Origin of the sequence: Bacillus hominis (assembly GCF_030348325.1) — a bacterium.
GTDB lineage: Bacteria > Bacillota > Bacilli > Bacillales > Bacillaceae_G > Bacillus_A > Bacillus_A hominis.
In genome coordinates this window covers 774,280-788,158 of the sequence record NZ_JAUCFS010000005.1, presented here as the reverse complement: position 1 = coordinate 788,158, position 13,879 = coordinate 774,280, and the positions used below count along the sequence as shown (strand labels likewise).

Sequence of the window (13,879 nt, the reverse complement as noted above, 5' to 3'; positions counted from 1 at the left end):
TCTATAATTTACCCTTTAATTTTATTCTCAATTTTCAGAATTGTAAATATTTATAAATAAAGAATCGTTAGGTTACGACCCTAACGATTCTTTATTTACCTGTTTTTCTCTTTTTGCAAACGGCATATACAAAATGAAACATCCAATAAGCGCTGCAATTTCTAATGAGATAATGTAGTAAGGGTGTGGCCCTAACATATCGAGTAATGAAGCAGTCTCTGGTTTATGAGCTAAAAACATATAATTACCGCCTGTTTTATAATTCACGAATGAAACGATTGGAATTACTATGTTTAAAAATATCATCGTACGCTTAATAGATTGCAAGGTCGGTCTATATCCTTCTACCCACGTCATAAAGAGCGGTGCCCAAATGAGTAATACATGTGCAATGAAGAATTCCATAAAGCGAAAATGCGGAAAAGCGTATTGCAAGTTTGGCGTTAAAATAGCTTGTGATGCACCGATAATTCCTGTAAAAAATACAATCTCATATATTCGATAGCTTTTCGTTACAATCATAACCGACACTAACAATAAACTAATCGTACATAACTCAAATGGCAGTGACGTGCCGAGCTGAAAAATACCTGCTTTCCATTCCCATATATGAAGTCCAATTTCACTTCCGATAAATAGAAATGCAATCGCATACCGGACCGTTATATTCCACTCACTTTGACGTAATAAATCTTGGTATTGATATAGAAAAAATATCCCTATCAACATAATAAATAATATAATGGCATGTTGCCTTGAATATGGAATAAATGTTTTTATTGGATGCGCACTAAAATAAGCTTCCATCTTCCTTCCTCCTCTCCTTCATACAATATTATTGTTAGAAAGAAACAACGAGTCAATTCATTTGCTTAAACTAGGACAACCTCTACCTTACATTTAGATATTCATACCTTACAAAACTGTAAGGTTATTGTAAGCTAAAACGATTTGTCAGATTCTTCACCTCTTTTATACTTAATGTAGATACTAAAACGAACGAAAAGGTGATAAATAGATGAAGAAGAAAAATAAAGTGTTAATTACTAGTGTAGTAGCAATCGGAATTGCAGCTGGATCATATTTTGCTTTAGCTGGCGGTAGTTCAGAAGTAGCGATGGCATATAGCGGTTATAAAGTTACAGAAAAACAAATTGAAAATGCCCAAAAATTTGGCGGCGAAGTAATCCCAAATGGAATTGAAACAATTTCATTCGATCCAACAAAAGGTACGTATGAATTAGCTGTTAAAAAAGGTGACGAAGTAAAAAAAGGTCAACTCCTGTTTAAATATAATGACCCTACTGCTAAACAAGGTGTAACGGAAGCAGAAATGCAAAAGAGAATCGCACAAAAAGACGTAACATTACATCAAAAACAAATTGATGCAGCGAAACAAAAATTACAAAAAGATAAAAATGCAGGTCTTCCTCAGGAAGCATTAAAAGCATCGGAAATTGAAGTGCAACAATTAGAATCACAACTTGAAATGAAGAAGTTTGAAGTAGAAAAAGCTGATGAAATGATTAAAGCAGCAAAAGAGAAAGTAAATACTCTTACTGTAACAAGCCCTGCTGATGGCGTAATTGATGATATCGTGAAAACTGCTGATGAAAAAACAGGTATGAGCGGCATTACACTTCGTCACGCTGGTCCATTTAAAGTAAAAGGTCAACTTTCTGAATACGAGCTTGCTAGTATGAAAGTTGGGCAAGAAGTAACCGTTTCATCAAAAACTATCGCTGGTAAGACTTGGACAGGAAAAGTAACAGAAATCGGTTCTACACCATTAAAGAGTATGGACGAAAATAAAACTGTTTCTAATTATCAATTTACTGTCACATTAGATAACAGTGAAGAATTACAAAACGGCTTCCACGTTTACGTAACAAGTAAATCTGGCGAAGCAACTGGTACGGTTGTTCCGAAGAGCAGTATTGTGAAAAAAGGAGACAAAAATGTTGTCTTCGTTGTAAAAGATGGTAAAGCGAAAGAACAAGCGATTACTGTTGAGTTCGAGACAGATAGCGAAGCAAAAGTTTCTGGAGTGAAAAAAGGAGAGCAAATTATCTCTAAACCTGAAAAAGACTTAAAAGATGGTATGGAGGTTGTCGCCCAGTGATTAACTTAAAAGGCATCACGAAATCCTTTCAAAACGGCGCTGAATCAGTTCAAATATTACATGGAATTGATGTAACACTAAATCAAGGCGAATTTACTTCTATTATGGGACCTTCTGGTTCTGGTAAGTCAACATTAATGAACATTATCGGTTGCTTAGATAAACCAACGACAGGTACGTACGAACTAGCTGGTCAAAATATCTCAAACATGTCTGAGACAGAACTTGCACACGTTCGTAATAAAGAGATCGGATTCATATTCCAAAACTTTATGTTACTACCAAGACTTACAGCACTACAAAATGTTGAATTACCTCTTATTTATGCAGGTGTTGATAAAAAAGAGCGACGTGAGCGTTCACTAGCAGCTTTAACAAAAGTAGGTTTAGCTGATCGTGCTACTCACTTACCAAATGAATTGTCAGGTGGACAAAAGCAGCGTGTCGCAGTCGCACGTGCAATCGTAAATAACCCGAAATTTCTCTTAGCCGATGAACCAACGGGAGCACTTGATACGAAAACAAGTACACAAATTATGGACCTCTTTTACGAATTAAACAAACAAGGCTCAACAATCATTATGATTACCCACGATCGTGAAATTGGGGAAGCAGCTGCACGCCAAATTGTAATTCGTGACGGAAATATCGTCCAAGATTGGAGAGGCTAATTTTGAACACGAGTGAAAATATACGCATGGCCCTTTCCTCTATATTTGCTCATAAAATGCGCTCTATCTTAACAATGCTGGGGATTATTATCGGTATTAGCGCTATTATTACTATCATTTCAATGGGTGATGGTACAAACGCAAAGTTTAAAAAAGAATTAGGCCAAGGAAAAGACAATGAAGTAACGATTTACTACAACAATCCCGACTTTGGAACAGATGGTGCCAAAATTACAGCTGATATGCTGAAACGTCTTCAAACTGTACCAGGCGTTAAAGATGTTTATCCAGATGTGAGTATGCAAATCAACGCTTCAGCTGGATCAAAAACTGCCTCTCTCAACTTAAAAGGTGGAACCGGTAGCTTTATGACAGATGAAAAGCTAAAATTAGTTCATGGTCGTGAATTAAACGATAGTGAATTAAACCAAGCAATTCCTGCAGTTATATTAAATGAAGAAGCTTTTAATAAATTGTTTAATAGTTGGGAATCAAATTTATACGCCGATATAAAAGGAAAACCGTATAAAATAGTCGGTGTGTATGAAACAAAAAATGATTTCGGAATGGCTATGGCTGAAGGTTATACATCTATTGAAAACGCTCCTGTCATTTCTGGAGTAACTGAATATGAAACTGTAAAACTAACACTAGTTTCTCCAGCAGAACGTAAAAGTGTAGAAAAACAAGCCGTTTCCGTTTTAAATGAAATGAAAGCTCCTAAATTTGAACATAAATTTGAAGCGCAAGATATGGGTGACTTTACGAAGCAACTAGACGAATCAATCGGCATGATGAAAATGGTATTCGGTGGTATCGCTGCTATCTCCTTACTTGTTGGTGGTATCGGTGTAATGAACATCATGCTCGTATCTGTAACAGAACGTACACGTGAGATCGGTATTCGTAAAGCACTGGGCGCAACACGTGGTAAAGTATTAATGCAATTCTTAATTGAATCTTGTATTTTAACGGGGCTCGGTGGTTTCATCGGATTCATGCTCGGTATTTTCTTCGCTTGGATCGTCTCAATTTTTGCCGGATGGCCACTCGTTATCTCAAAAGAACTTGGACTTCTTTCGGTAGGTATTTCAATGCTAATCGGTATTGCATTCGGTCTACTACCAGCTAACAAAGCTGCAAAACTTGATCCAATTGAATGTTTACGATATGAGTAAATAAAAAACGTGGGAGTTTACACTCCTACGTTTTTTTATTTTATTGAAGGCAAATGCAATTTTATCGCTGTTTTATTAAAAATATGAGTCTCTAACTTCTACTATGTAACTCTACAGCAATTCACGAACCAATTCATCACGATATCGTCCCTTTAAATCATGTTTCTTCTATTATATATGTTTCATGTTGCGATTATCTTTTTATCATTTAAACTTTCATTTCGCGTTACAGCTATCATACAATCATATTATTGCAAAAATAATATGTAATAGAACAAATTCAAGGCGTAATTTTTTCCATACTACAACTTATTTTGTAACAATTATATCCCTATTTCATTAAAATTCACCCTATATATATGACTTCACACACAAAAAGATTATATTTTCATAACTACATTGTGATTCAAACCGTTAAACACCCCTCTTTCGTAACATTCCAGAAACCCTTGCGCAACATTACTGACATGTTATTAATCTATTAGTAATTAAAATAGTATTGATTTTATGAATCATATATTCTAATCCCCCAAAAAACGCAAAGAAAACGCTATCAGGATATTAATGGAATTATTACAGAATATTAATGCCTCGTTACGAATGCTTTGTAGTTTTGTGTTTTCCGCAAATAAGAAAATAATGGTTGCTATAATGAGGTCAACGAAAACAAATGCAATGGAGGCTATTATGAAAAAATTTATGGGTATAGCAACAGCAGCGGTTTTTGGTCTTGGGATTTTCACAACATCTGCTAAAGCAGAAACAATCGTAACGACTGATGTACTAAACGTACGAGAAAACCCAACTACTGAATCACAAGTTGTCGGAAAGTTATTAGATGGATATAAAGTTAACGTTTTACATACAGAAAACGGATGGTCAAAAGTTAAATTAAATAGTGGTAAAGAGGCTTTCATAAGCGCTGACTACACAAAAGATACTTACTACGTAACAGCAAACGTATTAAACGTACGTGCTGGAGCGAATACAGATTCAGCGATTCTTGGTAAATTGAAAAAAGATGATGTAATCGAAACAACACACCAAGTACAAAATGATTGGATCCAATTTGAATATAACGGCCAAACGGCTTATGTACACGTTCCTTACTTAACAGGAAAAGCACCAGTTAAAGTTCAGCCAGTAGTTAAAGCTGAAAAAGTAACTAAAGTTCAAGATACTGCTAAAGTTCGTGAAGCAGTTAAAGCTCAAGAGGTAGCTGAGGCTCAAGCAAAAACTAAAGCTCACGAAGCGGCTAAGGCTCGTGAAGCAGTTAAAGCTCAAGAGGCAGCTGAAGCTCAAGCAGCAACTAAAGCCAGGGAAGTAGCTAAAGCTCAAGAGGCAGCTAAAGCTCAAGAAGCGGCTGAAGCTCAAGCAGCAGCTAAAGCTCAAGAAGTGGCTAAAGCTCGTGAAGCAGCTAAAGCTCAAGAAGCGGCTGAAGCTCAAGCAGCAGCTAAAGCTCAAGAGGCAGCTAAAGCTCGTGAAGCAGCTGAAGCTCAGGCAGCGGCTGAAGCTCGTGAAGCAGCTAAAGCCGGGGAGGCAGCTAAAGCTCGTGAAGCGTCTAAAGCTCAAAAACCAGCTACACAACAACCTGTTGCAAAAGAAACTGAAACAAGTGCACCATCTTCTTCTCGCGAATTAAGAGTTGAAGCAACAGCTTACACAGCAGATCCACTTGAAAATGGTTACAAAGCAGGAGATCAAGTAAAATCAGCTATGGGTCATAACTTAACAGCTAATCCAAACATGAAACTAATTGCAGTTGATCCAAGTGTAATTCCATTAGGTTCAAAAGTATGGGTTGAAGGTTACGGAGTAGCAATCGCTGGTGATACTGGTGGAGCTATTAAAGGAAATAAAATTGACGTTTTAATGCCAGATAAAGGTACATCAAGTAACTGGGGACGTAAAACAGTTACAGTGAAGGTATTAAACTAATTACTATAAAAAAAGAGTCAGTCTCAACGTTGAGGCTGACTCTTTTTTTATGACTCTTACATTCTTTCTTTCTCTTGAAAGTAAGCAATATGATCTCGAAGCCATTCCCTCTCTGATATAAAGTGAAACTTTAATCAGTGGGGGTTTTGTTCATCCCCCACTGATTATTAGTTGAACCAATCGGGCTTTTACGGGCAGTTGATCTCCCACCTAACTTCTTTGCTCCAGCCGAATTTTGAGGTGGGAATTTTACTGCCCGTTAATGCGGGATAAACAAGTTCCCTCGTTTTTTGTACACTTTATCAAATGCCTGTAAAACATCTTCATGATCAACAAACTTATGTAAGAAACGAAGAGCAATGATAACCTCTGATTCATCAATAGGCTCTACTTCATTTTTACGTCTTCTGGAAACAATTTTATTCACACGTTCACAAATCGACTTAATCGCCATTTCATCTCCATGTGCATAAAGAGCTCGAACAGCCTCGTATTTCACAATACCATTTTTATCTGCTAAAGCTTCAATATAAACTATTTGTAAATCTGTCCCTCCTATTTCTGCTAAAGTCTCGATAGCTACCGAACGAATAGAAGCACTTTCCCTATATAAAATCCTTGTTAACGGAAGAATGGATTGCCCTGTTCCAATCTCGCGCAAAGTATAACAAATATTTGTAATCTCATCTTTATTTTCTTCAGTAGCCAGCAACTTTAGTAAAGCACTTTCCGCTTCTAACGATTTATATAACTTTAAGGAAGAAATAGCCCAATAACGAACAGCATCGTTTTTATGATAAATATAAGGAATAATTTTATTTGTACTACTTACTTCGGGTAATGTATAAATATCACTAAGTAATTCACTTAACAGAGTCGGGCTCTCTTCGTATTCCAAACGATCTATAAGATAATCAGCAATACAGATTTCTTTCGTATTAATAGCGAGTTTCGTCATTAAATAATAAATATCTTTTTTCATAGATACTTTTTTTGCTTTTATTATCTTCTCCTGTAAATAAGGGAAAGTTAATAGATCATTTAGCTCTTTCGCCTCATCATACGCACGATGCCATATCTCTGTTTCTTCATCACCCATGCGCCTTAATAAATCATCTATACACTCTTCCATCTCCTTCTCTCCCGTCCAAATTAAATCCATCCCTTTGAATTCTATATACGATAGACTACCATTTCAACAGAAAAAAGAGGATGCCATAGCATCCTCTCCCCTTTCCTATTCCACACAAGTAAATTGCGTCCAAGCCCCTACATAATCTAATAAGAATAACTCTTCTTCAACAATTGTACCGACAATATTTTTCCGTTCATCTATCGGCATTTCTTTCAAGATAATTTGCAATTCCCCTTTATACTTTCCGAATGAGTTATTCCCAATTACAACTTGGCCTCTTTCTTGTAACACACTTTCGCGCATAGGGAAGTCGTCGTCTTTGTATTTTTTACGCACTTCTGTAGAACGTACCATATATTCTGTTATGTCACCGCGTCTTACGTGTACTTCTTGCAGAGTCGCTCTCTTCTCTACTTCAGTCGCTTCGTCTACGAATTGTACCTTTAGCTGTAACATGTAACGATTTAAGTTTCCTAGTTTCTCTAATTCTTCTTCACTTGCATAAGCATTTCCGATAATCACATCATCAATAAGCCCTGTCGCCCATAAATGCTTCGCTTGTACTTCAATTGGTAGACTGCGATGCTGTTCTAACGTACATAATCCGTCGTTAATATCCCATGGACCGATATTAGCGGCATGTGATGTAATAAATGCTGCACTGCGAATTCCATGTTTTTTAAAACGTTCACTACAGCGAATGAAATAATCATACGGAAGACCAGTGAATTTTTGCGGATAAAAATTGTGACAACCAATTAAAGCTGCTTTATTCGCTTGATGCGAAAGGATATTCTCTAAATATGCAATATCATTACTTACATTCAGCTCAATTTTTAAGCCATATGGATTATTCGTCATTTTCGCTTCTGTTAACCCGTCAAACCCCACATCTAATCGGATACCATCTGCACCTAACTCTGCAAAGAATGAGAGATCACTATAGCTAATACCGAGCTGATCGAAAACAGCTGGAGCCACATCTAAAATAACTTCCATATTGTTATCTTTTGCATGATTAATAATTTCTTTAAATTCAGCTACAATTTCTTCTTTCGGACGATTGACGGATAATAAACAAGTGAATATTCTTGAAAAACCGTGGCGTGCCGCTGCCGAAATGTATGCCATATCTTTTTCTTTCGTTGAATGCTCTGGATAAAGTGAAATTCCTAATTTACGCTCCATGCTTTTGCATCTCCTTCACACGTTGTATTAATGCCATGCTCGTAAATCTATATTTTGCAGATAAACATGTTGCACATAAAATCGTTGGTACGATGATAAAGAATGGTGATTGTAAACTAAATGCCACATAAGCCCCCATCGAACATCCGATAAATAATATCGACACAAGTAGTAAAACTAATAAAGATTTACTTTGTACCCATTTCGAATAATGCGCAATACATTGTCCGATCACAAATGTAATTACGATGATAATTGCTCCGAGCATTCTGTTTTCTCCTCTCCTGCTAATTGTTGTTTCTCATACATTTTGAAGAATGGATAGTAAATAATAAATGAGATTACAAAGTTAATAATTACAAGTACGCCAGCCATAATTGTCCAGTCCGTACTAATAACCGCTGCAATTGGCGCCAACATCGTAAATGGCAGTTTCGCCATCATCATCGGAATCATCCCTGAAACAACTGCGAAATATGATACTGTCGTTGTAACTAACGGTGTAATTACGAACGGAATAATTAAAACTGGGTTCATTACAATTGGTGCCCCGAAAATAATTGGTTCGTTAATATTGAATAAACCTGGTACGAATGATAATCTACCTAATTCTTTTAGGAACTTAGATTTAGAGAACATAAACATAATAACTAAAGCTAACGTTGAGCCTGATCCACCAATCCATACGAACCATTGAATAAATTGCTCTGTAAATAAGTTCGGTAACTGATGTGCGTTTCCTGTACTAGTGAACACTTCCATATTTTCAAGAATTGCTGAATCCCACATTGGACGAATAATTGGTCCTAAAATCGCTGGACCGTGTATACCAAACGACCAGAAGAATACGATTAGGAATACTGTTAATAAACCACCGAATAAATTATTCCCTACTAATACTGACTTTAATGGTGCAATTAAATATGTGATCGTTGTATTTACATCAAATTTCAAACCGTAACGAATACCCCAGAATAAAAGAATAACTACTAAAGTTGGAATTAATGCTGCAAATGAATTTGCAACTGCTGGTGGTACACTATCTGGTAATTTAATCGAAATATTATGCTTAATCATGAAATGATAAATTTCTACTGCAATTAATGCTGTCACAATAGCTCCAAATAAAGACGTAGCACTTAATGTCCCTACTGAAATATATCTTCCTGCATCAATAACACCTGGTACAGCTTTTGTTATTTGAATAGGTTCAACTGATGCTAGTAAGAAGGCGAGTACAGATAATAATCCTGCACTTAATTGATTGAGCTGATAAAAGTTCGCGAGTGAGGCCCCTACCCCGAATGCTGCATATAGAGCCATTAAACCTACTGTAAATCGGAATGGAATATCTAAAATATGGCGAAACGGTGCAATCCACTCCATATATGCATCAATTGGTAAGTTTAAAAAGATAACGAAAAATGACCCGACAATCGTTAACGGTAATGTAGAAATAACTCCATTTCGAATTGCTAATAAATGTCGTTGCCCCGCAATCTTTTGCGTTGTTGGCATAATCTTCTGTTCCATAAAACCATTCATCGATAACCCTCCCTATGTTCAATCTGACGAAAGCAAAAGTTATAACATTATAATGTTATTGTTTAAAAAAATATAATTACGTTAAAACTAATTGTTCGGCTTGCTTAAGTACTTTCAAACCATCACACATGCCATAATCTCGTTGCTCTATAATTGCAACTGGTATATCGTATGACTTCGCAAGAAACTCTACCGCGGGAAACAAATACTTCACCTGTGGTCCAATTAAAACAACATCAGCATTTTTTATTTCCAGTTTCACAAGTTCCGAATCGACTGCTTTAATTTTATAATCCTTCCCTTGTTTCTTTGCCTCTTCTTGCATTTTTCTTACAACCATACTCGTTGACATGCCTGCTGCACAACATAATAAAATGTACATATTATACTGTCACTTTCTCTTCCACTCGTTTATGAAGAGCGATAAATTCCTCAGCAAGTTCTTTCACTGTAATGGCATTCATTAAATGATCTTGTGCATGCACTAATAATAAACTTATTTCTGCATGATTGCCTCTTGCTTCTTCTTGAATTAAATCCGTTTGAATACGATGAGCGGATGATATTTCCTCACTAGCAAGTTCCATCTTTTCACTCGCATTCTGAAAATCTCCTTGTCTTGCAAAAGCAATTGCTTCAAGTGCCGCGCTTCTAGCGTTGCCACCATGTAAAATTAACGCAAATGGAGTTTGCATATCAGTCATTTTAAATTCCCCCAAGCTATGTTTTTTCTATATTTTTATCTTATTATGAAAACGCATACAATTAAACACAAAAAACTTCCGTTATGTAACGGAAGTTTTTATATACTTTTCTTATAAAGATACTAATATCTCTTGGAAATCTTCAATTACTTCAGCCTGAGTTAATTTCTCTATCGCACTTTGACTAGACATAATATCATATAAAAAATCATAAAGCTTTTGTAAATCTTCATTATTATTACGCTTCACACTAAATAAAATAATAACTTGTACTTTCTTATCTCCCCAGTCAACTGCTCTATCAAGTGTACAAAACATCAAAAATGTTTCCTCACTTAATAACTGCATCGGATGTGGAATCGCAACTAAATTCCCAACCGCTGTAGGAGATGTGTTCTCTCTCTCCATAACAGAAGCATAAAAGTTTGCAGGTACATAACTGTTCTCAGCAGCTTTCTCACATAAAAACTGGATAACTTCTTCTTTCGTAGAAGCACTACGATTTAAAAAGATCAAATCTTCCTTAATATATTGCTTCACACTATTATCCACATGTGTAAGCAACTGCTGACCAATCGATTTAATCTCTTTATCATCAAATATTGAATTCACTTTTATAACTGGTACAGGCAAACCACTCGGTATATGAATCGTACTAATAATACAATCTATTTTATCCTTATAAAGTTCTTCTACTTTCAATTGATAATAGCCTGTAATACCTACAATCTCTAATTTATCTCGAAACTGTGATAGAATTTTATATTTCAGTAGCTGTGCACTCCCTTGACCAGTCGCACAAACTAATAAACATCTTTTCTTTTGATTCTTTTCCTGCAAACGGCTCATCGCCCCGCCGAAGTGAATAGCAATATAACCAATTTCACTTTCCGGAATCGATTCACCCGTATATTCACCAATTATATCTCCAACGAGAACTGCAATTTCAAAAGCATATGGATAATTTTTTTTCACTTCTGCCAAAAGAGGATTTCTCGTATTTAACTTATATTTCAAACGGTTTAATAACGTTTTTAAATGAACACCAAACCCAAATAATAATTCTTCATCATAATAAAAAGTAAGATTCCGTTCTTCCGCTACTTTGAAAAGAATATGCTGCATGAATGCATATACATCTTTCCCTAATAGCTCTTCAACATTTTCATAGCGATCTCTCGCTGTAACAGCTGTACTTAATAAATGCATCGTTACATATAAAATTTCTTCTTCTGGAAATTGAAGTTTTAGCTCTTCCTCTAAATCCCCTAAAATCTGTTTCGCAATTTTATATTCTTTCTTTATTATAAGTTCAGATTTCTCTACATGCAGTGCTTGAATGTAATGATCATCCCTGCATCTCTTTAACGCAATCGCAATATGAATTGCTAAATTATCAACTTCTATATCTGATAAATATATCGTTCCTCCCTCGATATACTTTAGTATAACTGAGCGGATGAGAGGAATATGGGGTAACGGTAAATATGTATCCGTCTGCTCAAATTGCTCATGAAACGGAGTATGGTCATAACGCGGTAAACCATATTGTGATAAACAAGAACGAATATTAAATTCCTCTCCAACAATACGTATACCATAGTATGGTCTCTTTTCAATTTGCAATTTATAGCGACCGCATATATCTGTAACATCTTTCATAATTAAATTTACAGTTGATTTGCTCACGTAAATCTCTTCTGCTAACTGCGAAAGCTTCACATATCCTTCTGTCGTTAAAACGCGTTGTAAAATATACGCAACTCTTTCTTCATAAGAAGTTGGGATCTTTTCCGTCTGTTTTTGAAATAGACTCACACAAAACTCTTCAAATTTCTTCGTTTGTATAATTTCTAGTTCGTACCCATTCCCCCTTTGTGATTCAATTTTCGCTCCATGTTCTTCCAAGATATCATTTAATAATTTTATATCCTTTTGAATCGTCTTCGTTGATACATGTAAACGGCTCGCTAAAAAAGCTCTATTTAACATCGATTTCTCTTCTAAAAATTCCTCTAAAATGGAAATTAATCGCTGATGCACTTTTGTCATAGCTCTTCCTCTCGCTCTTTATATAAAAAGGAAAAACCCACTAAAATCAGTAGTTTTTTCCCTTTTATCCCGGTTTGTGAAGGCTAATAATCAGTGTGGATGAACTAAATCCTCACTGATTAAAGTTTCACTTTATCCCGCTTTCATTATTTCTTTAGCGTAAATCCAAACTTATCCCAAGCTTGTAAATAATCTAATAAGAAGATTTCTTCCTCTACAACTCGGCCAACTACATTTGTTTTTCCTGTATTCACCATATCTTTTAAAGCGATTTGTAATTCACCTTTATATTGACCATATTGTTCATTATCAATTAAAAGATCCCCACGTTTAATTTCACGTGTATTGTGTGGTTTGAACTCTTCTTTTTTATATTTCACACGACTTTGTGTAGAACGAATCATATATTCAGATACATCTCCGCGATAAAAATGCGGTTCGTCTAACACAATAATTCTTTCTAATTCTGTTGTTGTATCATATACTCCTATATCAAATGTTTGTTTCTCTTTATTTAATGTACCTAGTGCTTTCAATTCTTCCTCTGAAGCATAAGCGTTCGCAATAATAACATCATCAATTAATTCTGTTGCAAACAAATGCTTCGCTTGTGTTGTCATCGGTAATTCACGATGCTGCTCTAGTGTACATAACCCTTCTGTTACTGGCCAAGGTCCATATGTTGCATCAAATGATGAAATAAAAGCAGCTGTTCTCATACCGTAATCTTTAAATTGTTTCGAGCACTTAATGAAATGATCGTATGATAATCCGGAATAACGATGCGGATAAAAGTTATGACAACCAATTAAATTTTCACGATTTGGTCTATGACTCATAATATTATCTACATACTTCGTACCGTTACTCATATTAATCTCAATTTTTAAGCCGTATGGATTGTACGTCATAATCGATTCTTCTAAACCTGAGAAACCAACATCTAAGCGAATACCGTACGCACCTAGTTCATGGAAGAACGATAAATCATTATACGAAATACCTAGTTGTTCAAAAACAGCTGGACTAATATCAACTAATACTTGAAACCCTAATGCATTCGCATGAGAGATCGTTTCCTTAAACTCTTCTATAATTGTCTCTTTTTCGCCATCTACAGATAATAAACATGTGAATACACGTGTAAATCCGTATTTACTTGCTAATGTTAAATACTCTTTATCTTCCTCTACTGTCGAATGTTCTGGATAAATAGAAATACCTAATCGTCTCATATGTACATGCCTCTTTCTTCATCATATTGTAAACCTTTTCAAATATATGTAGTAAAAAAGTATGTATCCCCTTCTCGTCCACTACCATTTGAATCCGCTTTCTTTAAAGAA

Annotated in this window: 13 protein-coding genes; 4 read left to right on the top strand and 9 right to left on the bottom strand. The window is 35.6% G+C overall.

The window, feature by feature from the left end:
• Window positions 1-72 precede the first annotated feature (72 nt).
• Window positions 73-807: a YwaF family protein gene (locus QUF93_RS06495; RefSeq protein ID WP_289358201.1), complete on the bottom strand. Its 735-nt coding sequence runs from the start codon at window positions 805-807 to the stop codon at window positions 73-75.
• 211 nt (window positions 808-1,018) lie between these two features.
• Here QUF93_RS06495 and QUF93_RS06490 point away from each other — a divergent pair, with 211 nt between their 5' ends.
• From QUF93_RS06490 to entC, 4 genes are all read left to right on the top strand, one after another.
• Entirely contained in the window at window positions 1,019-2,122 is a 1,104-nt protein-coding gene (locus tag QUF93_RS06490; protein ID WP_289358200.1) for an efflux RND transporter periplasmic adaptor subunit, read from the top strand.
• On the top strand, window positions 2,119-2,793 hold the full coding sequence (locus QUF93_RS06485; RefSeq protein WP_212934735.1) for an ABC transporter ATP-binding protein: 675 nt from the start codon (window positions 2,119-2,121) through the stop codon (window positions 2,791-2,793). The genes QUF93_RS06490 and QUF93_RS06485 overlap by 4 nt, the downstream gene beginning before the upstream one ends.
• Window positions 2,794-2,819: 26 nt before the next feature.
• Window positions 2,820-3,971, top strand: coding sequence for an ABC transporter permease (locus QUF93_RS06480; protein ID WP_434476089.1), 1,152 nt, complete (start codon window positions 2,820-2,822; stop codon window positions 3,969-3,971).
• Window positions 3,972-4,535: 564 nt separating this feature from the next.
• Window positions 4,536-5,909: a cell wall-binding protein EntC gene (entC, locus tag QUF93_RS06475; protein ID WP_289358198.1), complete on the top strand. Its 1,374-nt coding sequence runs from the start codon at window positions 4,536-4,538 to the stop codon at window positions 5,907-5,909.
• 259 nt (window positions 5,910-6,168) lie between these two features.
• Here the strand turns inward: entC and QUF93_RS06470 are convergent, their stop codons facing one another.
• From QUF93_RS06470 to QUF93_RS06435, 8 genes are all read right to left on the bottom strand, one after another.
• Entirely contained in the window at window positions 6,169-7,041 is an 873-nt protein-coding gene (locus tag QUF93_RS06470) for a HEAT repeat domain-containing protein (protein WP_289358197.1), read from the bottom strand.
• A gap of 105 nt (window positions 7,042-7,146) precedes the next feature.
• Window positions 7,147-8,232: a DUF871 domain-containing protein gene (locus QUF93_RS06465; protein WP_289358196.1), complete on the bottom strand. Its 1,086-nt coding sequence runs from the start codon at window positions 8,230-8,232 to the stop codon at window positions 7,147-7,149.
• The gene (locus QUF93_RS06460) at window positions 8,222-8,500 is read right to left on the bottom strand and encodes a hypothetical protein (RefSeq protein ID WP_289358195.1); all 279 of its coding nucleotides are present in this window, start codon (window positions 8,498-8,500) and stop codon (window positions 8,222-8,224) included. Before QUF93_RS06460 ends, QUF93_RS06465 begins: the two co-directional genes overlap by 11 nt.
• Entirely contained in the window at window positions 8,476-9,777 is a 1,302-nt protein-coding gene (locus QUF93_RS06455) for a PTS sugar transporter subunit IIC (RefSeq protein ID WP_289375237.1), read from the bottom strand. The genes QUF93_RS06460 and QUF93_RS06455 overlap by 25 nt, the downstream gene beginning before the upstream one ends.
• A 76-nt stretch (window positions 9,778-9,853) precedes the next feature.
• Window positions 9,854-10,159 carry a PTS sugar transporter subunit IIB gene (locus QUF93_RS06450; RefSeq protein ID WP_289358193.1) on the bottom strand — a complete coding sequence of 102 codons (306 nt, stop codon included), beginning with the start codon at window positions 10,157-10,159 and terminating at the stop codon, window positions 9,854-9,856.
• Between the two features lies 1 nt (window position 10,160).
• Complete coding sequence (locus QUF93_RS06445) at window positions 10,161-10,481, bottom strand: PTS lactose/cellobiose transporter subunit IIA (protein WP_070140986.1); 321 nt, start codon at window positions 10,479-10,481, stop codon at window positions 10,161-10,163.
• A gap of 111 nt (window positions 10,482-10,592) precedes the next feature.
• Window positions 10,593-12,533 carry a BglG family transcription antiterminator gene (locus tag QUF93_RS06440; RefSeq protein WP_289358192.1) on the bottom strand — a complete coding sequence of 647 codons (1,941 nt, stop codon included), beginning with the start codon at window positions 12,531-12,533 and terminating at the stop codon, window positions 10,593-10,595.
• Window positions 12,534-12,679: 146 nt separating this feature from the next.
• The gene (locus tag QUF93_RS06435; RefSeq protein ID WP_289358191.1) at window positions 12,680-13,768 is read right to left on the bottom strand and encodes a DUF871 domain-containing protein; all 1,089 of its coding nucleotides are present in this window, start codon (window positions 13,766-13,768) and stop codon (window positions 12,680-12,682) included.
• Between the last annotated feature and the right edge of the window lie 111 nt (window positions 13,769-13,879).

Excerpts from the sequence above, each read along its gene's own strand:
- QUF93_RS06495 (WP_289358201.1), bottom strand. The coding sequence starts at position 807 with ATGGAAGCTTATTTTAGTGCGCATCCAATAAAAACATTTATTCCATAT.
- QUF93_RS06490 (WP_289358200.1), top strand. The coding sequence starts at position 1,019 with ATGAAGAAGAAAAATAAAGTGTTAATTACTAGTGTAGTAGCAATCGGA.
- QUF93_RS06480 (WP_434476089.1), top strand. The coding sequence starts at position 2,820 with ATGGCCCTTTCCTCTATATTTGCTCATAAAATGCGCTCTATCTTAACA.
- entC (WP_289358198.1), top strand. The coding sequence starts at position 4,536 with ATGGAATTATTACAGAATATTAATGCCTCGTTACGAATGCTTTGTAGT.
- QUF93_RS06470 (WP_289358197.1), bottom strand. The coding sequence starts at position 7,041 with ATGGAAGAGTGTATAGATGATTTATTAAGGCGCATGGGTGATGAAGAA.
- QUF93_RS06465 (WP_289358196.1), bottom strand. The coding sequence starts at position 8,232 with ATGGAGCGTAAATTAGGAATTTCACTTTATCCAGAGCATTCAACGAAA.
- QUF93_RS06460 (WP_289358195.1), bottom strand. The coding sequence starts at position 8,500 with ATGCTCGGAGCAATTATCATCGTAATTACATTTGTGATCGGACAATGT.
- QUF93_RS06455 (WP_289375237.1), bottom strand. The coding sequence starts at position 9,777 with ATGAATGGTTTTATGGAACAGAAGATTATGCCAACAACGCAAAAGATT.
- QUF93_RS06450 (WP_289358193.1), bottom strand. The coding sequence starts at position 10,159 with ATGTACATTTTATTATGTTGTGCAGCAGGCATGTCAACGAGTATGGTT.
- QUF93_RS06445 (WP_070140986.1), bottom strand. The coding sequence starts at position 10,481 with ATGACTGATATGCAAACTCCATTTGCGTTAATTTTACATGGTGGCAAC.
- QUF93_RS06440 (WP_289358192.1), bottom strand. The coding sequence starts at position 12,533 with ATGACAAAAGTGCATCAGCGATTAATTTCCATTTTAGAGGAATTTTTA.
- QUF93_RS06435 (WP_289358191.1), bottom strand. The coding sequence starts at position 13,768 with ATGAGACGATTAGGTATTTCTATTTATCCAGAACATTCGACAGTAGAG.